This is a genomic window from Microvirga sp. VF16 (genome assembly GCF_016864375.1).
GTDB lineage: Bacteria > Pseudomonadota > Alphaproteobacteria > Rhizobiales > Beijerinckiaceae > Microvirga.
On record NZ_CP069357.1, the window covers coordinates 599,305 to 616,625 of the forward strand.

At 58.9% G+C, this 17,321-nt stretch carries 25 protein-coding genes; 22 read left to right on the forward strand and 3 right to left on the reverse strand.

What is annotated here, in order from left to right; translation table 11 throughout:
• Positions 1-580 precede the first annotated feature (580 nt).
• The 6 genes from JO965_RS42090 to JO965_RS42115 all read left to right on the forward strand — a co-directional run bounded on the left by JO965_RS42090 (position 581) and on the right by JO965_RS42115 (position 4,372).
• Positions 581-1,207 (forward strand): GIY-YIG nuclease family protein, encoded by a 627-nt coding sequence (locus tag JO965_RS42090; RefSeq protein WP_371827006.1) that lies wholly within the window; start codon positions 581-583, stop codon positions 1,205-1,207.
• Between the two features lie 102 nt (positions 1,208-1,309).
• Complete coding sequence (locus JO965_RS42095; RefSeq protein WP_203446984.1) at positions 1,310-1,861, forward strand: hypothetical protein; 552 nt, start codon at positions 1,310-1,312, stop codon at positions 1,859-1,861.
• Positions 1,862-1,875: 14 nt separating this feature from the next.
• A complete protein-coding gene (locus JO965_RS42100) occupies positions 1,876-2,214 on the forward strand; it encodes a hypothetical protein (protein WP_203446985.1) in 339 nt (112 codons plus the stop codon).
• Positions 2,099-3,139, forward strand: a complete 1,041-nt coding sequence (locus tag JO965_RS42105) for a 3'-5' exonuclease (RefSeq protein ID WP_371827016.1) — start codon at positions 2,099-2,101, stop codon at positions 3,137-3,139. Before JO965_RS42100 ends, JO965_RS42105 begins: the two co-directional genes overlap by 116 nt.
• Positions 3,140-3,198: 59 nt before the next feature.
• Positions 3,199-4,113, forward strand: coding sequence for an ATP-grasp domain-containing protein (locus tag JO965_RS42110; RefSeq protein WP_203446987.1), 915 nt, complete (start codon positions 3,199-3,201; stop codon positions 4,111-4,113).
• A 37-nt stretch (positions 4,114-4,150) separates the two neighbouring features.
• Positions 4,151-4,372, forward strand: a complete 222-nt coding sequence (locus JO965_RS42115; protein ID WP_203446988.1) for an antitoxin VbhA family protein — start codon at positions 4,151-4,153, stop codon at positions 4,370-4,372.
• Positions 4,373-4,662: 290 nt separating this feature from the next.
• On the opposite strand, the gene JO965_RS42125 is transcribed toward JO965_RS42115, so the two are convergent.
• Positions 4,663-4,890, reverse strand: coding sequence for a hypothetical protein (locus JO965_RS42125; protein WP_203446990.1), 228 nt, complete (start codon positions 4,888-4,890; stop codon positions 4,663-4,665).
• Positions 4,891-5,454: 564 nt separating this feature from the next.
• Here JO965_RS42125 and JO965_RS42130 point away from each other — a divergent pair.
• Together JO965_RS42130 and JO965_RS42135 are read left to right on the forward strand one after the other, a co-directional pair.
• Positions 5,455-5,697 carry a hypothetical protein gene (locus JO965_RS42130; RefSeq protein WP_203446991.1) on the forward strand — a complete coding sequence of 81 codons (243 nt, stop codon included), beginning with the start codon at positions 5,455-5,457 and terminating at the stop codon, positions 5,695-5,697.
• A complete protein-coding gene (locus tag JO965_RS42135; RefSeq protein ID WP_203446992.1) occupies positions 5,694-6,011 on the forward strand; it encodes a hypothetical protein in 318 nt (105 codons plus the stop codon). The genes JO965_RS42130 and JO965_RS42135 overlap by 4 nt, the downstream gene beginning before the upstream one ends.
• Before the next feature lie 129 nt (positions 6,012-6,140).
• Here JO965_RS42135 and JO965_RS42140 read toward each other — a convergent pair whose 3' ends face one another.
• A complete protein-coding gene (locus JO965_RS42140) occupies positions 6,141-7,151 on the reverse strand; it encodes a hypothetical protein (protein WP_203446993.1) in 1,011 nt (336 codons plus the stop codon).
• A 382-nt stretch (positions 7,152-7,533) separates the two neighbouring features.
• On the opposite strand from JO965_RS42140, the gene JO965_RS42145 reads away from it, so the two are divergent.
• The 12 genes from JO965_RS42145 to JO965_RS42200 all read left to right on the forward strand — a co-directional run bounded on the left by JO965_RS42145 (position 7,534) and on the right by JO965_RS42200 (position 15,478).
• The gene (locus tag JO965_RS42145) at positions 7,534-7,872 is read left to right on the forward strand and encodes a hypothetical protein (protein WP_203446994.1); all 339 of its coding nucleotides are present in this window, start codon (positions 7,534-7,536) and stop codon (positions 7,870-7,872) included.
• A 360-nt stretch (positions 7,873-8,232) separates the two neighbouring features.
• Entirely contained in the window at positions 8,233-9,561 is a 1,329-nt protein-coding gene (locus JO965_RS42150; protein WP_203440456.1) for an IS5 family transposase, read from the forward strand.
• A gap of 67 nt (positions 9,562-9,628) precedes the next feature.
• Positions 9,629-9,979: an HAD domain-containing protein gene (locus tag JO965_RS49895; protein WP_203446995.1), complete on the forward strand. Its 351-nt coding sequence runs from the start codon at positions 9,629-9,631 to the stop codon at positions 9,977-9,979.
• A gap of 89 nt (positions 9,980-10,068) precedes the next feature.
• Positions 10,069-10,269 (forward strand): hypothetical protein, encoded by a 201-nt coding sequence (locus JO965_RS42160; RefSeq protein ID WP_203446996.1) that lies wholly within the window; start codon positions 10,069-10,071, stop codon positions 10,267-10,269.
• Positions 10,270-10,294: 25 nt separating this feature from the next.
• A complete protein-coding gene (locus tag JO965_RS42165; RefSeq protein ID WP_203446997.1) occupies positions 10,295-10,549 on the forward strand; it encodes a hypothetical protein in 255 nt (84 codons plus the stop codon).
• Positions 10,550-10,861: 312 nt separating this feature from the next.
• Entirely contained in the window at positions 10,862-11,467 is a 606-nt protein-coding gene (locus JO965_RS42170) for a hypothetical protein (protein ID WP_203446998.1), read from the forward strand.
• 3 nt (positions 11,468-11,470) lie between these two features.
• On the forward strand, positions 11,471-11,851 hold the full coding sequence (locus tag JO965_RS42175; protein WP_203446999.1) for a hypothetical protein: 381 nt from the start codon (positions 11,471-11,473) through the stop codon (positions 11,849-11,851).
• A 112-nt stretch (positions 11,852-11,963) separates the two neighbouring features.
• Complete coding sequence (locus JO965_RS42180) at positions 11,964-12,449, forward strand: Panacea domain-containing protein (protein WP_203447000.1); 486 nt, start codon at positions 11,964-11,966, stop codon at positions 12,447-12,449.
• Positions 12,450-12,524: 75 nt separating this feature from the next.
• Positions 12,525-13,331: a hypothetical protein gene (locus JO965_RS42185; RefSeq protein ID WP_203447001.1), complete on the forward strand. Its 807-nt coding sequence runs from the start codon at positions 12,525-12,527 to the stop codon at positions 13,329-13,331.
• 985 nt (positions 13,332-14,316) lie between these two features.
• Positions 14,317-14,718 (forward strand): hypothetical protein, encoded by a 402-nt coding sequence (locus tag JO965_RS42190; RefSeq protein WP_203447002.1) that lies wholly within the window; start codon positions 14,317-14,319, stop codon positions 14,716-14,718.
• Positions 14,719-14,815: 97 nt separating this feature from the next.
• On the forward strand, positions 14,816-14,983 hold the full coding sequence (locus tag JO965_RS42195) for a hypothetical protein (RefSeq protein WP_203447003.1): 168 nt from the start codon (positions 14,816-14,818) through the stop codon (positions 14,981-14,983).
• Between the two features lie 273 nt (positions 14,984-15,256).
• Positions 15,257-15,478 carry a hypothetical protein gene (locus JO965_RS42200; protein WP_203447004.1) on the forward strand — a complete coding sequence of 74 codons (222 nt, stop codon included), beginning with the start codon at positions 15,257-15,259 and terminating at the stop codon, positions 15,476-15,478.
• 30 nt (positions 15,479-15,508) lie between these two features.
• Here JO965_RS42200 and JO965_RS42205 read toward each other — a convergent pair whose 3' ends face one another.
• Positions 15,509-15,889: a VOC family protein gene (locus JO965_RS42205; protein ID WP_203447005.1), complete on the reverse strand. Its 381-nt coding sequence runs from the start codon at positions 15,887-15,889 to the stop codon at positions 15,509-15,511.
• Between the two features lie 143 nt (positions 15,890-16,032).
• Between JO965_RS42205 and JO965_RS42210 the strand changes: the two genes are divergently transcribed.
• A complete protein-coding gene (locus JO965_RS42210; RefSeq protein ID WP_203447006.1) occupies positions 16,033-16,287 on the forward strand; it encodes a hypothetical protein in 255 nt (84 codons plus the stop codon).
• A 101-nt stretch (positions 16,288-16,388) separates the two neighbouring features.
• Positions 16,389-17,306 (forward strand): hypothetical protein, encoded by a 918-nt coding sequence (locus JO965_RS42215; RefSeq protein WP_203447007.1) that lies wholly within the window; start codon positions 16,389-16,391, stop codon positions 17,304-17,306.
• The last annotated feature ends 15 nt before the right edge of the window (positions 17,307-17,321 follow it).

The following is a 17,321-nucleotide window of genomic DNA, read 5'->3' on the forward strand; positions in this document are numbered from 1 at the left end:
ACGATGCGACGCTACATCAAGCTCAGTGAGCTTTGCCATATTCCTACTCCGAAATCGGATAGGTACAGCCCAGACCTGATGGAACAGGCCCGGACCGCGCAGGTAAAAAGGAACCTTCGTTGGGATAATGCCCTGGGCATCCTTAGGGATGACGATATCGGCCTCCGGGCCCGGTTCGTTAACCAATCCGATCACGAGCCGCATAACAGTGAGGCAGACGTTATGCAGTGGGTCTTTGCCTCATCCATCAAGAACTCGGCTAGCCGGATCAGCCGCGGCTTTGAACCCTAGCGGATAACCGCTGCTTAAGGCATGCACGCTACCTAGTTCATAGAAAGCCCGGTCTCAGACTTGGCAAACCTCCTAGCGATCGATGCCGCTCTACCTCAACACGCTCTTCGCCCAAGCTAATGTCCCGCCCTCAGACATTCGTCTTCTGAGGCACAAAGACCCTCGGTCGGCCAGAGGCCGGACACCCTACGAGCTTTGGCGTGACGACAGGCCTGCCTTCGAGCTCTACCAAGGCACTCAGAGCTTTAAAAGCAGGCCGAAGCTGCAGGCAGACTATTGGGCGTCTTTCGTGGTCACCCCGACTGGAGAGACGCTCCTCGCCGGCTTCTATCGATGCCGGTATCTCGGGCCTTCCACGGAAGATAGGATTTGGCCGCACGCCGACGGGATCGACCTAGCCGGCACTTGCGACATCTACGATCTCGCCTTGGCAAATGACCTCCTCGACCTTGCTGGCCGGCTTGTGATCGACTGGGGCGCCTCAGAACGCGCCTGGATCCAGCGGGCCGACAATCAAAACAAGATTGTCATTGAGATCCGAACGGAGTTCCAGGAGCCGGATTTCCCCGGGTTTGCACGGTTCATCGCTCCACTATCAAATTTGGAAGGGCTCCCGCTCTCCTGGCGGACTGCCCTGTCGAACTCCCGCGGGGTCTATCTCCTGACCTGTCCGAAGACGAAGGAGCAATATGTCGGCGCGGCCTACGGCGAGGGTGGGTTCTACGGCCGCTGGCTCGCCTACGTCCACGGCGGCCACGGCGGCAACGTCGCCCTCCGGAGCCGAGACCCCAGCGACTACCAAGTTTCGATTCTAGAAGTCGCCGGTTCTGCCGCCACAGTCGAGAACATCATCGGCATGGAAGACCTCTGGAAACGCAAGCTCCAGAGCCGAGAAATGGGCCTGAACCGGAATTAGGGCATTCATCATTCCGAATTAAACTTCTTGCAGACGAATTGCTAAATCGGAGATCAGGGCAAGGGATCGAATTCGATCTTTTGGAAAACCCCAGGAACTTCGATGATTCGAGAAATTCGCGGCAACGCCCTCCAGACCGAAGCCATGGTCATCGGTCACGGCACAAACTGCATCGGCGCGATGGGCAAGGGCTTTGCCGAGGCTATTGCCGAAACCTGGCCGCACGTCAAACGCGAGTTTAAGTGTCTCCATAGCTCGGTGCCGACCATTCGCGGCACCCGCCCGAACACGTCCGTTGCTCCCTCTCTGCTTGGTACCGTTCAGTTCGTCGGCGTGACCGAGGTGGGGCTCCGCCGGCGGTTGCGCCCTAATCTGGCGGCCATCGCCAACCTGTTCATCCAGTTGGAGGTCGGCACCGACCGCCGCCGCGTCGAGTACGACGCCGTGCGCTCCTCGCTCACCTCGTCCCGGGATCAGATGCTGGCAGGCATCATCCTGGATTCACGTCGTCCTGATGAGGTCATCCACCCGACGTCACTCGCCCTCCCCCGGATTGGTGCCGGACTTTCCGGCGGCGATTGGCCGACGATCAGGGCCATTATCGATGAGGTCTTCAGAGCCTCCCCGATCGACGTCACGATTTACGTGCAATAAGGAGCCGACAGCTGATGCCCGTCCAAGCCTCTGCCGCTCTTCGCCGTCAGTCTCGCCACGACCGTCGGATCAGCCGTGCTGAAACAGTCATCCCACACGGGGATTACTGCTACCGCATCACCAGCGTCGCCACAGGGGTAGACGGAGCGCCATCCCTGAAAACCCAGTGCTGTCCGTACTGGAAAGGGCGGAAAGACCGGCCCGAACAACGCTTTGGATACTGCCGTCTCCTTAAGGTTGGCGACTACACCCAGGGCCGCACGCCTGACGGCGAGCCGCGGGCCACCTCGCTCCTCTGGGACCAGGTCAAAGAGTGCGGCCTCAATCCCGAGCCGGTCGCCATCAGCAGCTAACCGTCTACAGAAAGTTCGATTCATGCATCTTGAGGATATGGCAGCCGCCCTTGAAGCCTCAGGCCGCTATCGCGTCCTGCGCCAACTGGTCACCGATGCAGAGGCATTCCGCCCCGCTCCCGATCCGAAAGACCTCCCGGTCGGACAGCACTTTGGCCTCTATGTGGATACGGAGACCACCTCGCTCGATCCCAGGAGCGGAGACATCATCGAGCTCGCCATGGTTCCGTTTACCTTCATGGATGACGGAGAGATCATTGAGATCTTCCAGCCGTTCCAGCAGCTGCAGCAACCGTCCCAGCCCATCCCAGCCGCAATCACTGACCTGACCGGCATCGACGACAGCATGGTCCAGGGGAAAATCATCGACCTTGATGCCGTCGTTGGCCTCGTCTCGGCCACCGAAATCTGTGTGGCTCACAAGGCCTCCTTCGATCGCCGCTGGCTGGAAAAGCTGTCGCCGATCTTCACCACGAAACCGTGGGCCTGTTCCCTCTATGAGGTCCCTTGGAAAGAGGAAGGCTTTGAGAGCGCGACCCTCAGCTACATCGGCATGAAAAGCGGGTTCTTCTTCAAGGCACATCGGGCCGCGCAAGATTGCCTCGCCGCCCTCCAGATCCTCAAGCTGCCTCTCCCGAAGTCTGGACGCTCCCCGATCTCCTACCTGCTGCAGGCCTCCAGAGCGATAACCTGCCGCGTCAAAGCGCCCAACACACCCTATGAGCGAAAGGACCTTCTCAAAGCTCGGTCCTACCGCTGGTCGGATGGATCGGACGGCTCACAGAAAGCGTGGTGGATCGACGTTCCCGAAGAGAAGCTCCAGGAGGAAATCACCTTCCTGCAGTCGCAAATCTATCTGCGCCCAGTCGATCCTCCCGTGCGCCGGATCACCGCCCTGGATCGGTTTTCCGCAAGAGCCGATTGAAGCCAGGATCTGAGGACCGGCGGAATTCAATTCGCAGGAATCCCCGAAAGGAATAGGGAATGGACGATCTCGCTGAAATGCTCGTGAAGCCGCGGCTCGCCTCGATCGGGATGGCGGTTCTTGCCGCCACCCTTGAGCCAGTCCCTCCCTATGCCTTCGTCCTGGATCGCGGCATGGATCCGGAGGAGCGGCTTGAGAACGCGATCCTCTGGAAGGCTCTCAAGGATCGCGCCGGATCGCAGATCAAGGCCTATGACGATGTGAGCAAGGTCCCGGAGGCCGTTACCCATATCTTTGGACGGGCCGGCCATCGCAGCGATCTTTTCCGGGACGGTCTGAAGTACCCGGGCCCGAATGAAAAGACCCTGCCCTATTGGACATTGCCGGGCTTTCTCGAACTCGCCGGCCGGTCCATCAAACTCTGCGACCTCGATCAGGCCGACGCCGAGGTCCAGCGACTCCACTTGGAGGGAAAGGATGCCTTCGTGAAGGCTGCCCGGGACAAGTATTTCACCAAGCACGTCCCAGTCGGCACCTCGCTCTGGCAAGCCTTAGACGCCATGGTCTATTCCTTCATAGACGAGGACGCCTGCCTGCTAGTGCAGGAATACGTCGAGATGACCTATGAATACCGCCTCTTTGTAGTCGGCGGGCAGGTCGTGACGGGCGCCGGATGCGTGCCTTGGAAGACCCCTCTCGACAACACCGCTCTTTATGACCCAGCGATGATTGAACATCGCGGGGATACCAAATTGGGTGGACCGGCAATGTCCAACCTCCGGCTCGACCAATATCTCGCCTTCGCATCAGAGGCAGTCGACAAGCTTGGAGGCGGCAGCTTCGTTCTGGATGTCGCTATGATCAATGGAGAGGTCGGGATCGTCGAGCTCAATCCGATGCGGCTGGGCCAGGTTGGACTCTACGCTGCCAAGGCCCCTGCACTGGTCAGTGCAATTCTCGAGCATTTTGGGTAAGCTGCTCTCCAGCAAACCTCCTGCATAGGGTAACCCCTTGACCGATATTCCTTTAGCGGGCCCTTCCCCAGGCATCACCTCCGAAGAAATGGAAAAACGTCGCCGGGTAGTCGAGGCCGCTGCCCATAGCAGCCTCATGGCAGGCGCGAAGCGCGACCCTCGAACGGATCCTATCTTTGACGCCTTCGTACGCGGGGAAATCGAATTGTCGGACATGGTACCGATGATCAAGAAAGCACTAGGGCTTCCTGTCGAATGATTGATCATACGCCCTCTACTCAGACCAAGCCGCCGATCTCTCCTGAGGAACGGGCCCGCCGCCAGTCGGCTGTCGAACTCGCCACCCACAACAATCTAATGGCGGGTGCAAAACACGATCCAAGAGTCGACCACATATTCGAAGCATATGTTGAAGGGCACTTGGACCTTGCCGACCTTCTGCCTCTGATCAAGAGCGCCCTCGGCGACGATCAATAATTGCCCAAAAGAGAAAGGGCCGGCGATCCTGGTTCACGCCGACCCCTTGGCCCCGAGATTATCGCGGTTCAATTAGTGCCGCTTCCCAGCCTCGCCGATCAGCCGGCCGATCCGCTTGTTATCTACGAACCCGGCCTCGACCTCGCGTAGCTCCAGGAGGAGCCGGACTTCCAGCGGCAGGCTCTCGTCGGCCAGCAGAGCCGCCGTCAGTTGCTCCCGCGCCTCGGCGACATCCGTCCGAGAGACAAAGCCAGCCTTCACATCGGCCAGGACGTTCATTGCTCCAGAAACTACGCTCATTTTGAATTCCTCTTCTTCAGTGGGGGGCAGGTTGCAGGCCCTTCCTGCAACCCTGCCTCTCCGGCGAGGAGCGGAGGGTGGGTGCAAGTCCCGGTGCAGAGCCCGAGACGAAGTCCGAGGCGTGCCGATGGGTGCGCAACGCGGTTGCTCCGGAGCCGCAGGCGATGGTGCGACCGACTTGCTGCATCCCGGAGGACAAAGCGGCGGCTTGCAGGGAGGTGAGGCAGAGCCTCCCTTCCTGGAACGGGGTGACGACTCCAGGTCTATCGCTGCGGTTCGTCCGAGATGAAATTCCGGCTTCTGGACCAGACTAAATACCCCGCTCATGGGTGTATGTTCCTTATTTGTTCTCGCTCTGGATCACACCCGATTTCCCTACCGTCAATTCTGGTTAACGAATTATCCCCGCTATCCCATGCAGTGATGTTCGGCCTTCGGCCGCCAAATTCTGGCCTGAGGGCGTTCCGCCCTCACCTGCCAATAGCTTGGAGATAGTCTGACCCGAAACGGGTCAGCCATTCTGGAAGCAGAAAGCCTTATTCCTCCTCCTGAAAGGACACTTCGATGGTCATTCTTTCGCCCGAGGATGCCGCGCGCCGGTATCTCACCCTGTACGATGGAGACATTGCTCGAGACGGTCACCTCGAAGCTCTGGGTGACGACGAATCCGAGCCATCGCGAACGGCTCAAGAATTCGCACGACAGTATGAGGACCAGGCGAGCCCTGAAGATTACGCTCGCTACCTGGAGATCTTGGATCATCTCCTGAAACAAGGAGGAGATCACGGTTCAGGAAATCCCCAATGAAAGATTTGACGCGCGTCGATTTTGAGGTTGAAACCCGTACGGTTACCCTTACCGACAAGCATTGCACCCTCCTGGCTGATTGCTTGCGTCACGTCATGGACGATGAGGCAAAGAAGGAGGCATTCACCGCGCTCTTCGATATGTTCCACGGCAAGGAGGGCTCTTTCACGCTCACAATCGCCAAGTGGTACGAGGTTGAGCATGCGGTAATGGCCCTCGAAGGGTTCCTTCAGGAGACTCTCTCCTATGAGACGTTCCCTGAGCGGCACAGGATTTTCGAAGAGATCCATCGTCTTATTGATGGCGACGAGTAGGCGTCGCCGCAAAAAGGGTTTGGCAAGCGGCAGTCATTTTTAGGTCTGAGGGCATTCGCCCTCACACCATTAATGGAAGCGACATCTGACCCGTTGCGGGTCAGTCCTTATAGATTGGCAATGCCGCATTCACTCGTCGAGATGCCGCAGAGCAAAGGGGGCGCCATAAGCCCGCTGGAGGCTGAACCCAAACTCCTTATAGCGCTCCACCGTTTCCCTATTCGGCAGTCCTCGTAGGATCGTGTAGACTCGATTGACTAAGGCTCTCATGAGCGAGCGCATTTCGTCTTGGGTAATGAGCCCAACATCGAGCCACGGAAATTCCGCTTCACCATCGATGACTCTTACGTCTGAATAGTCGCCCTTCTCGGTAATTGGGCTCTCGCCTGTCTCAAGGGCCAACATCTCTCCGCAGGCAAACGCCTTCCAGACTATCGCCGATGACAACGTCGACGCTGTTTCCTCATCAAGGACGAAATCTGAGAGATCTGTGCTTTTCCGTCCGAGCTCGATATGAAGCTGAGAGTCGAAGCGGGGTGCGTCCCATTTCGCCCCTGTCATCCCGCCGATGGCTGTGTATGCCGTAAAGTAGTCGGGATGATGCAGATTTCTGAGAACCGAATAAAGGCCGTCTGCGGATCGTAGACGGATAATCGCGCCTTGCTCAGGCCCAAGACGCCGGACCGACCGCCACGGCATTTCCCCACCGGCATGTAGGACTTTGACCCGCGCTGGACTCTTACTGTCTGTTATATCCCAGACACACTCGTGATGAGGTTCGAACGGGTCTCTGAAGCATCGTTCAACAATTGCGAGTGACAATGATTTAGCTTCTGCTTCACCGAGGGAAATCCGCTTCTTCTTGTAGGTTTCGATATCCGAAACTCTCCATGGCCGAAGGAGGCCTTTGCGAATTTCAGCCTCAAGGCTTTCGATATCCTCGACCTTCGATTTTACATAGCCGCTATGGGACTCGATCTTCAGCTTTATCTTGTTTCCCGGCGGCCGATCGACGCCCCTTAGAAAGCGTCTCCAGGTCGGATCGAAAGCCGCGAATTCCTGAATACCGCCTTGCCAGAGGGTCTGGATGGAGGCCTCAACCTTGGCCTTATTCCAGTCAGCAGGAACCAAATACACCATGGCATCGCTCCTATGCTTGGTTCCACAGGGACCTCTTTAGCAGTTGCTAAATACTCTCACAGTTTCTTTCAGTAATAAAGCGGCTTAAATTCTTTCGGCATAGAGCACTCGAAGTTGCTCATAATGAGCAACTTGTCGGAACTCTCTCTTTACAAAGTTAAATCACTTTTCCTATTGCAGGCATAACGGTAGGGCGAGGGAAGAAGGATTAAAACCCCAGAAAGATCAGCTTCATCGGAACAGCTAGGTCGGAAGGGAAGACTTCAAAATCCCCAAAACGAAAAGAGGCGGAGCTCAACCGCCCGGACGACATCGACCGGTCACCTGAGAACAGGGGCCACATCATCACCAGCCTTTGGCACAACGAGAGAGAAAGCCAATCATGGACACGGCAGTGAACGACAACCAGGTTTCGAACAACGTCTCTGGCACTCAGGTTTCTCAGGATCGCTCCCCCGCATTTCCGGTGCGCGGCCACCTGTCGGCAGTCGAGGTCTCTAAGGACAAGAACGACAAGCCCTATGCGAAGGCCAAGCTGACCTTCACCCGCCGCAAGGACAACCGCGAAGTGACCGTCACGACGATGGCTTTCGGCAAGGCCTTCGACAGCACGCAGCACCTCTTTCAGGAGGGCCCGGTCGCCCTCTACGGCACTTTCGAGCGCAACGTCTTCCGCGTGATCAGCGAGGCGCTGCCGCCGAAGGAGCAAGCAGCGGCCTGATCCATAGCCCCCGGATCTCGGCCAGCTTGAGAAAAGCCACCTTGGTTAAGGTGGCTTTTCTTTTGCACGAATTTGTAAACCACCGAACCATTTCAAAGCTCCTTGGTTTCTCCCCCTCAGCAGGAACCGGACACCCAAGGACGAAATCCCCGAGGATAAAGATGGCCGCGACCCCGCTCATATATCTCGATATCGATGGCGTCATCGTCACAGATCGGTCGACGAAACTCGGCGGCGCCGGCTACCTAGTCGGCCCTGAACAACCCACAACTGATTGAGGTTGAAGGATTCTTCGTCTTCGCGAAGCATTGTAGAATGCCAGCATCTGGGGACTGACCCGCTTAAACTTGGTGTTTTGCCATGGGACCCAAGCCGACGCTGCCGAGCTCCGGCGATCTCTACCGCAGCCGTCTCGATCAGATCCTCGATCCCCGCCATGAGTTGTTCCGGCTCGCCGGTCTGATCGACTGGCACCGCTTCGATCACGAGTTTGGCCGCTTCTATCGCCCGCTCGGACGGCCCGCGAAGCCGACGCGCCTGATGGTCGGGCTGTCGTATCTCCAGCACACCTTCAACCTCTCCGATGAGGCGGTGGTGCAGCGCTGGATCGAAAACCCTTACTGGCAATGGTTCTGTGGCTGCGAGTACTTCCAGCATGAGCTGCCCTGTGATCCCAGCTCGCTCACCCGCTGGCGCAAGCGGCTCGGACCCGACGGACTGGAGAAGCTGCTGGCTGAAACGATCCAGGCCGGGCTGGAGAGCGGCGCGGTGCGGCCCTCCAGTTTGGAACGGATCAGCGTCGACACCACGGTGCAGCCGAAGGCGATCACCCATCCGACCGACGCGAAGCTGTACCTGAAGGCAGTACTGGCTCTGGTGCGGCAGGCCAAGAAGTGCGGTCTCAAGCTGCGGCAGGCCCACACGCGTTTGGCCAAACGCGCGGCCGTGCAGGTCGGGCGCTATGCCCATGCCCGTCAGATGCGGCGCATGCGCCGCGAACTGAAGCGGCTGAAGACCTATCTCGGGCGCGTCTACCGCGATATCGCCCGCAAAGTCGCCGGGGATGAGGTTCTCTCACGTCGGTTTGCTCCTCTGCTTGGCCTGACGGAGCGTCTTCTGATGCAGGAGCGCACGAGCAAGAACAAACTCTACAGCCTGCATGCGCCCGAGGTGGTGTGCATCGCCAAAGGCAAGGCGCATCGGCCGTATGAGTTCGGCAGCAAGGTCGCACTGGCGGTGACCAACCGCGAAGGGTTCGTGCTCGCCTCCAAGGCATTGGAGGGCAATCCGTATGACGGCCATACGCTCACCACGACAATCGATCAGGTCGTGGCCATGACTGACGTGGAGCCCGCACGCGTTTACGTCGACAGCGGCTATCGTGGGCATGATTATGCCAAGACGGATCGGGTGTTCATCACCCGGCAGCGGCGAGGGCTCACCCCGACGATCAAGCGGGAACTGCGACGCCGATCCGCGATCGAGCCGATGATCGGGCACATGAAGGCGGACGGGCGACTGGGACGCAGTCACCTGCTCGGAGCGGCCGGGGATGCGATGAATGCGCTCCTCGTGGCGGCCGGGCACAATCTCAGACTGATCCTGAACTGGCTCAGGCTTTTTGTCGCCTGGCTCATGGCAGCCCTGATCAGTTCATCCGCGCAATCGGATCCTTCTCAGGTCGCGTGAAATCCAGCGCCCGCCTCGTGCAGCCGCATTATTCAGGGCCGACTACATACCGCCTGGATCCGCCGCTATGGTTGTCGATATCCTCGACCAAACAGGTGCGCGTCTGGTTGTCGCAAGCACCTGGCGCCGCGATGCCGACTGCCGGGATAAGCTCGCTAAGGCTGGGATCGGTCAGGATCGCTATTTCATAGATTGGCGCACGCCGGATCTTCTCCCGGAGGAAGAGATTGCCGACGTTCCAATCCGAGGCTCCGAGATCGATCGTCATCTGCAGCGCCACCAGCCCGCCCGATATGTCATCATTGATGATGATCCAGGCATGCTGCCGCACCAGAAGCATTTCCACATTCAGGTTGACCCTAGCATCGGGCTCACATGGACCGATGCGGAGACAGCAATCGCTCTGTTGCGCGGGTAGCGGAGTGCCAACTCCCAGGATCTGAATTCCAGGCTCAGTCCGAGATGAAAGGGATGATTTGAAAATCCCCAAAATCAAGGAGAGCCACGATGTCCGGTTACGATCGTTTTTCGTCTCAGGAAGCTGCCAACATCCAGGCCTTCGGCTCTGACGTGAAGGACGCGACCGTCCTCGCGGACGGAAATGGCTTCGTTGTCCAAGTCGAGACGGCTCAGGGCGACTTCTTCTCCCTCCCCCACACCTCCTACGCCTCCGCGTCGGCCACCGCCGAGCGGCTCCTGTGCGCTTAGTCGCATTTCACGGAAAGGAAACACGATGCCGGATCATTACCGCGTCATTGATCGAGAGGGCAGCCGCCGGATCGAGTCTCGCCAGCTTGCCAAGTCGACGGCCTCCACGAAACCTGGGTTCCTGCGGCTGTTCTATTCCCTGAACCCGAAGGCAACGCGCGGGTACTTCGGGGTTCGGCTCCACGACGATGGCGCCGACATCCTTGATGGAAACGGCAACACGGCCACGTCGTTCATGCGGGTTCGGCCCAGCGAGCTCGGCCGATATCAGAACCACTGACCGTGTCGGGATTGGTTTACCCGCCTCTGCTACCCTGGAGGCTGGAGAACTGGCCAAAGCCCCCTGTTCAGGGGGGCACAGCCTCTTCAGCCTTACAGCCGCAGGATTCCGCAATCATGGCAGACCCCCGTGAAACCCTTCTCGTCGCTTACGACGCCCTGATGGCTGCTCGAAAGCACAAAGAAGAGCTGCTGCCAGCGCGGATCAAGACCCTGAAAACCGATCCGGAATGGACCGAGGCCGTTGCACGCGAGATTGCTTGCCATACGGCTTTCGATCTTTGCGCCCTTGCCTTCTGTAAGGAACTACGACATGAACCTGCCCAAGCTGATGCTTCACCTCCCCGCGACGGGAGAGTTGCTCGACGTAAAGGCCCTCGAGGAGGGTGAAATTCTCGGCCTGAACGAAGCAGGCGACCTCCTCCAATGGGGCGTAGACATCGGCATCTACACCCCGCAGGAGACACCCGAGGAGTTCGGGCTTCAAAACCTCCGCAGTCACGAAATCCGCCGGCTCACTGCGCAGGCACAGGGATCGACTGTCGATCTGCCGCTCTATCCGCTCAGCACCCAGGCGAAGAACACGGTTCTGGCTGCTCTTCTCCACTATCACGAGGACGGCCTGGGAGAGCCCTTCAAACGATCCAACGAAGTCCACCTGCTGGCCTCTGGAGAGGCTGAGGGCCTCAAAGAGGATATCTCCCTCGACCAGGACGGAGTTCAAGAACTCCTCGACAGGCTCAGGCAATCGGACGGGATCGCCTCGACCGCTCTCCTCCATCTTCGCAAGTTTGCCGCCAAGCAGGACAGCGACATGTCCGATCCTTCTGGTGATGGATCGGGGACGAACGCCCGTCCGCCCACCGCGACGATTGGAACGACCTCCAATCTGAGGTCATGGCCACAACGGAGAGCCTGAAACATGTCGACTGAAACCGCTGTCGCCCCTCAGTGGGTCGCCGTCTACCTCGGCCGGGCCGTAACCCACTCGTCCAAAGAGGAGGCCGAGCGGCTCTCCACACCCGATCGCCTCGCTCTCCTGCCGGTCGCGTTCGACCCGAAGGAACTCAGCAATCACGATCTATGCCTCGCCCTCGAGGAAATGCGTCGCCGGGGCTGGGCTGTGGCAGCCTATGACGTCGACGACGTGGACGCCCTGATCAGCGACGACATTGATCCGGCTCCCACTGATGAAGATATCCGGGCCTGGTTGAAGGACAATCAGGACGATCTTCAGGACAGCATGTGTGCCGCTATGCACGAGGCGATCAACGCCGAGTGGAACCGTCGCGACGACGGTTAAGAGCTAGCCCCACAGCCACGATCTAGCGTCGGCCAGGCCGACCACCAGCGCGGGGAGATCCGTCTTCCCGCGCCGCTTTCGTTTGCCTTCCCTTCAACGGAGATCTCGGACCATGGCATACCCCCCGATTGCAGTCGCAAACACGCTGATCGCTCGCCACGCCGCTTCTGGCGGTATCACTCACAAGCGGATCCAGACGCTCTGCTATCTCCTGTATGGCTGGTCGATCCCGATCCTGGGAAAGCCGCTCCTTACCGAAGCCCCGGAGGTTTGGAGCGAAGGTCCAATCTTCGGCCGCCTGTTCGCTCGGTTGTCATCCTACGGGGATGCTCCGATCACGGAGCCGGTTCAGGTCAAAGGGTGCCCAGCCGTGCCGGATGAGGACACGATCACCCATGAACTGATCGAGTGGGTGGACGAGCGCCACGCAGGCCTGCCCGAAGCCAGCCTGAGCCTGCTTGCACATGGTCCGAACTCACCTTGGCGGCGGGTGGCCGAAGAGCATCACTTCCTTCTGTCCGACCCCATCGAGATCCCGCAGGCGGTGATCGCCCATCACTTCACCGCCCAGGCGCGGCAGGTTTCGCTCATTCAGTAGCGGCACCGCACCCTTGGACCCGATCCATGGTCGGGTCCGTCTCGTCCCAGCCTATTTCAGCCCCTGGAGGCTCCGTTGCCCAAGAACCCTGGCGTATTCACCGAACAAGGCCTCGCTTCCCTGAAAGGGAGCATCGCTGCAATCTGCAGACACCCCTACAATGGCGAACGCTCATTCGTCGGATTTGCCACCCACTTCGGTGGCGGAGCGTTCGCGACGGTCACAGACGGCAAAATCAAGCTGCCTTGGACAGAGTGGAAGGGAGCTGGCCCCTATCACGACCTTCGAATTCACCTGCTCGACGGTTCTGGGGCGATGTTCTGGGTCGACTGGGTTTACGAAACTCCGATCATGCCCGTTGCTGTTCTTCAGGTTCGTGGCGAAGGCATTGAGCGCTGGCCCGATCCGGAAATCGCGACAATAGCGGCCATGCACGGCAAAAATCATCTTTGGCGGATCGGCTATGCGGACGGCCAATTCGCAGATCACCGCCTCGAACTGAACTCCTTAGGCACGGAGCCGCCGCAGGTTGTGAAGGCAGGATGGATCAGCACTCATCCCTGTCTGACCTACTTCCGCCACGGTGGAGATCCTGAATTCTCGGGCAAACGGACCATCGCAGGGCACGCCTGTTTCGATTATCCGACGAAGAGCGACTTGGGCGGCCCAGTCGTCGACAACGAAGGACGCCTTGCAGGTGTGCTCGTCGGAGCCAATCTTGGGCCACAGGAAGCCCACGTTGGAGCCTATGTCCCTTCACAGATGATCACACCTTTCGTCGGAGAGGCGAGAGCGGCGAAGGTTTATCATTCGTTTCATCGCTCTCTCTTTCAGGTCCTCCATCAAATTGACGAAAGCGAAGTCACGGCTTCCGCAGCATAGGAAGTGAAGACTTTTCTCCAGTTGAGAATGCGCAGAAGGGGAAGCTGAAATCCCCAAAAGAAGAAAACGCTTCGAGAGGAGGCAACAATGAAGCTTTAGATCAATTCAATGTCCCAGCCCAAAGTGGCTTTCTGACATATACCTGCCTCATCCGTTGGTCCCTTTGACCGTTCTGCAGGGCTTCAAAACAAGTATCCTTTTTGGCCAGGTGCTCGCTACGGGACCTCAGCCTCTGATCATCGCTGACGCGGACCCAAGATCCACGGGTCTAAAACACGGGATAGTATAGGAACCGCTTAAGGGCTCGCTACCTCTCGGGCGTCGAAGGTGGGCTGGCACCCCAGGATCACTGCCAATCAGATTTTTAATTCATTTGAGAATGTGAAGAAGGGGAAGTTGAAATCCCCGCAAAATCGACCTGAGAGGAGGTTAAGATGGAACGTTAGATACGCTAGCTGCTTCCGACATTGATAGTCGACAATATACCTGCCTCATCTGTTGGCCCATTGGCCGTCCTGCAGGAACTCTTTGACCAAAGTAGCCTTTTGGCCAGGTACACGGCGGACATGTAACCCGACCGTTGCCTCAGCCTCTGATCATCGCTGACGCGGATCCATGACCCCCGGATCTAAAACACTGGGTAGTATTGAGAACCACTGACGGGCTCCCGATCTCCAGCGGGACGAGAGTGGACCGACCTCCAACTTAAAGATCACCTAACGAAAGAAGCCGCGAGAGTGCCACATGGGCCCTACCAATCTCGCGGCTTCTTTTGTGTTCGTTGAGCCAAACCCCAAGAACCACGCCGGTCAACCTCTACTCAGTCAGCGGAGCAAATCTTTAACGCAGCGGGTATCTGGACGTTTTTGAATTCAGAAAGGATCAGCGAAGAGGAAAAGGTTCAATCCCCGAAAGGGAAATCAGATTTCCTCTGATGAAAAATGAGCAAGGCTCGTTTCAATCCCCAAAACAAAGGATGAGTTCGATGACAAACGCTGCCAACACCTCCGCCGTCGCCACCGTCGCCACCGTCGCCAACGACAACGCCCAGAAGCAGCGCACCTACCCGCGCATGGTCACGCCGAAGGCGATCAAGGAAGGCTCAAACAAGAACGGTACGCCGTTTGTCAGCTTCGTCGGCGAGTACACCCGCCGCGGCGCCAGCAAGCCCTCGACGATGCTGCACACCGCGTCGGGCAAATCGCTGGAATCGATCCGCGAGCAGCTCAAGGAAGGCCAGCCGATCCGCGTCTTCGGTGTCTTCGAGAAGATGCCGGCCACGGAAGATCGCTCCGAGGGTGATGTCTTCCGCATCATCGGCCTGAGCACGCCGCGTGAGACGGCGCAGGAGGCAGCCGCCCAGACCGAGATGGAAGAAGCCGCGTAATCGGCTGCCGCCACCTGGGGTCGGCGCAGGCGCTAGCCTGCCACGGCGCGAGCGACGTGCCGGCCCTGCCACCTCCGCTCCAGACAGGTAGGTTCTGGTGAAATATCTCCTGGCAAAGTTCTACCTTTGGCTTGCAGCCTCGACCAAAGATCCCGGCAAGGCATCGACCTATCTCGACCGGTCGCACGATCTCGATCACCGCGCCGATCGACACTACCAGATTGAAGAGGACGGCTCCGATGATGAGCCGCTGCCCGCAGCCTAACGGCACCCGATGCCGGAATCAGAAGCCGCCCCCTCGGGCGGCTTTTTTCATGTGCGCTGCGAGGACCGTCTCGCTGGTGTGAGTGAATGGGGGTCAACATGGTTGCACAGTTGATGCGCTTTGCACTGGGGGTCGTATTCCCGCTGGCTGCCGTGGGTTATGCCCTCAGCAAGAGCATCTGATCCGATGGAGGTGCTTGGAAAGTCCGTCCGATTCGAAGGGGTTGAGCAAACCAATCCCAGCCAGCCCAGCCGCTGGGAAGGCCGTGTCTCGATGCTATCCGTCAGCGAAAAGCTGACGGTGGAATACGGCCGACGGCCAGGAGCGTTGACGGTCACTGTCGGAGACGATGAGGAGACCGTTCATCTCAAGACACGCTCCCCTTTCGACGCTCACTGGGAGGAGATCGCGCCGACAGTTCAGAACATCGCTGCCGTCGCGCTCCTCGGCGACCTGTCAGAGGTCGACTTCATCGACCCAGACGGCCTCCGCTGATCCATCTCCTTGGCGTCGTTCGATGCCCGCCTAGGGGGCTTCCTGCACGACACAAAAGTTGTTGCCTTCAGGATCATTGAGGACGGTATAGCCATCCGTCTCCCGGACGACGGTCGCGCCAAGTGCCACCAATCGGGAGACCTCAACAGCCAGGTCCGCCGCCGCAATGTCGAAATGAAGCCTGTTCCTTAGCGGCCGCTCTCCTTTGCGGAACTGAAAGCACAGTCTTGGTCCAGGTCCTACGGCCATGACGCTTGGATCAGTCTCAGGAGACAAACCTAATGCTGCGAGACGGGCGATCTCCGCATCGTCGTATGGCATCAAATCATACTCGTCGAGCGCCTCGATCCAGAACCTGGCAAGCTTTGCCGGGCGATCAGCATCAATCACGATCTCCTTTAGCCTGCCCATGGCGACCTCCAACCGTTTGGCCCATGATTTGGAATGGACCTATAACTCTTTCACCCAGCCACCTCGCAGATTAGTGTGGGTGTGGGCTGCGACAAAGCCCAGATCGACGTTCGATGGAGAGCCGGCCTAAGCCGACAAGCAGCATGAACCTTCAATGGGAGCGAGACACCAAGCACTATCCAGATGAGGAATGCTATGTGGCCTCTCTGGGCGAGTTCCACGTCGGCTCCGTACTGCTTGGTTTTGGCGTCTGGGACTGGGACATCGACACCTACTTCAGCGAGTTCGTCACCCCCAACACGGGCAAGGAACTGACGCGAGAGGCCGCCCAAGCCGCCGTCGAAGCAGCCATCGGCGAGTGGATCCGCAGAGCCGGTCTCCAGCAAGCCTCAATTTAGGAGGCTGCACCACTCCCAAGACTTCGTCCCAAGCACTTTTCTCGATCCAGAAGATCGAACCAGGGTGATTTCGAAATCCCCAAAAGGAAAAGGGCTCGCCAATGTCTCGCATCTACAATGAAATTCGTGGTCAGCGCATTGCTATCTCGGAGATCGAGACCGCGCAGTACAACCTGTCCAAAGACCGTTGCGACGCCCGGAAGACCGTTCAGGCCGATATCCGTGCCCTCTTCCAGAACCTTCCCGCGGGCCTGCGGCACCTCACGCACGCGTTCTTGGCTGCCGAGGGCAACCGCTATCTCCTGATCGACCTCGACGGTCCTGAGGGCGGGATCGTCAACGGTGCCCGCACCCGCTTCACCCTCATCGACATCTGCCCGAGCCTCGCCGGGCTCGCCGCCTGGGATGTCGCCCGCGATGAATTTCTGGGAGAGGTGAACGAGTTCTCGTTCCGTGACTCCACCTTCTGGCCGGACTGGATGGTCTATTCCAACCACCCTCAGAAGCGGAAGGTATGGACCGATGGCGTGTTCCACGCCGACGTGAAATCCGGCTACTTCGGGAAGATCCTGCTTCCGGTGTCGGGCCCTGCCCTCGCGCACCCGGCTTTCGCTCGGCTGGCGGACTACGCAAGGTCCGTCATTGAGCGCAAGGATGCCAAAATGGAGCATCTGCGCGCCTTCGACGTCAGGTTCGACGCCTATGACGCCCAGATCGAGAAAATCGAGCGGAAGGCTGACGCCTTCGCCCGGACCGAGGGCCAGGACCCGGAGGTCCTGACGGCTCAGAACGGTGAGCTCGCTGGCCTGATCCGGACCATGGATTGGACCTACGACATGGCCGACCGCCCCAACCGCGCTTACGCGGAGCAGGAGCGTCGGATCCGCTCGCTGCTCTCGGCACTGCCGGTGGACGACGCAGTGGTACTGTTCGTCCACAACGCCGGAACCAACTGGGTGAAGGCTCCCTATTACCTCCAGTGGCACCCGGAGGTGAAACAGATGAAGGCGGCGGCTTAGCCCGCGCCTTCGTCA

Excerpts from the sequence above, each read along its gene's own strand:
- JO965_RS42095 (WP_203446984.1), top strand. The coding sequence starts at position 1,310 with ATGATTCGAGAAATTCGCGGCAACGCCCTCCAGACCGAAGCCATGGTC.
- JO965_RS42100 (WP_203446985.1), top strand. The coding sequence starts at position 1,876 with ATGCCCGTCCAAGCCTCTGCCGCTCTTCGCCGTCAGTCTCGCCACGAC.
- JO965_RS42110 (WP_203446987.1), top strand. The coding sequence starts at position 3,199 with ATGGACGATCTCGCTGAAATGCTCGTGAAGCCGCGGCTCGCCTCGATC.
- JO965_RS42125 (WP_203446990.1), bottom strand. The coding sequence starts at position 4,890 with ATGAGCGTAGTTTCTGGAGCAATGAACGTCCTGGCCGATGTGAAGGCT.
- JO965_RS42130 (WP_203446991.1), top strand. The coding sequence starts at position 5,455 with ATGGTCATTCTTTCGCCCGAGGATGCCGCGCGCCGGTATCTCACCCTG.
- JO965_RS42135 (WP_203446992.1), top strand. The coding sequence starts at position 5,694 with ATGAAAGATTTGACGCGCGTCGATTTTGAGGTTGAAACCCGTACGGTT.
- JO965_RS42140 (WP_203446993.1), bottom strand. The coding sequence starts at position 7,151 with ATGGTGTATTTGGTTCCTGCTGACTGGAATAAGGCCAAGGTTGAGGCC.
- JO965_RS42145 (WP_203446994.1), top strand. The coding sequence starts at position 7,534 with ATGGACACGGCAGTGAACGACAACCAGGTTTCGAACAACGTCTCTGGC.
- JO965_RS42150 (WP_203440456.1), top strand. The coding sequence starts at position 8,233 with ATGGGACCCAAGCCGACGCTGCCGAGCTCCGGCGATCTCTACCGCAGC.
- JO965_RS49895 (WP_203446995.1), top strand. The coding sequence starts at position 9,629 with ATGGTTGTCGATATCCTCGACCAAACAGGTGCGCGTCTGGTTGTCGCA.
- JO965_RS42160 (WP_203446996.1), top strand. The coding sequence starts at position 10,069 with ATGTCCGGTTACGATCGTTTTTCGTCTCAGGAAGCTGCCAACATCCAG.
- JO965_RS42165 (WP_203446997.1), top strand. The coding sequence starts at position 10,295 with ATGCCGGATCATTACCGCGTCATTGATCGAGAGGGCAGCCGCCGGATC.
- JO965_RS42170 (WP_203446998.1), top strand. The coding sequence starts at position 10,862 with ATGAACCTGCCCAAGCTGATGCTTCACCTCCCCGCGACGGGAGAGTTG.
- JO965_RS42175 (WP_203446999.1), top strand. The coding sequence starts at position 11,471 with ATGTCGACTGAAACCGCTGTCGCCCCTCAGTGGGTCGCCGTCTACCTC.
- JO965_RS42180 (WP_203447000.1), top strand. The coding sequence starts at position 11,964 with ATGGCATACCCCCCGATTGCAGTCGCAAACACGCTGATCGCTCGCCAC.
- JO965_RS42190 (WP_203447002.1), top strand. The coding sequence starts at position 14,317 with ATGACAAACGCTGCCAACACCTCCGCCGTCGCCACCGTCGCCACCGTC.
- JO965_RS42200 (WP_203447004.1), top strand. The coding sequence starts at position 15,257 with ATGCTATCCGTCAGCGAAAAGCTGACGGTGGAATACGGCCGACGGCCA.
- JO965_RS42205 (WP_203447005.1), bottom strand. The coding sequence starts at position 15,889 with ATGGGCAGGCTAAAGGAGATCGTGATTGATGCTGATCGCCCGGCAAAG.
- JO965_RS42210 (WP_203447006.1), top strand. The coding sequence starts at position 16,033 with ATGAACCTTCAATGGGAGCGAGACACCAAGCACTATCCAGATGAGGAA.
- JO965_RS42215 (WP_203447007.1), top strand. The coding sequence starts at position 16,389 with ATGTCTCGCATCTACAATGAAATTCGTGGTCAGCGCATTGCTATCTCG.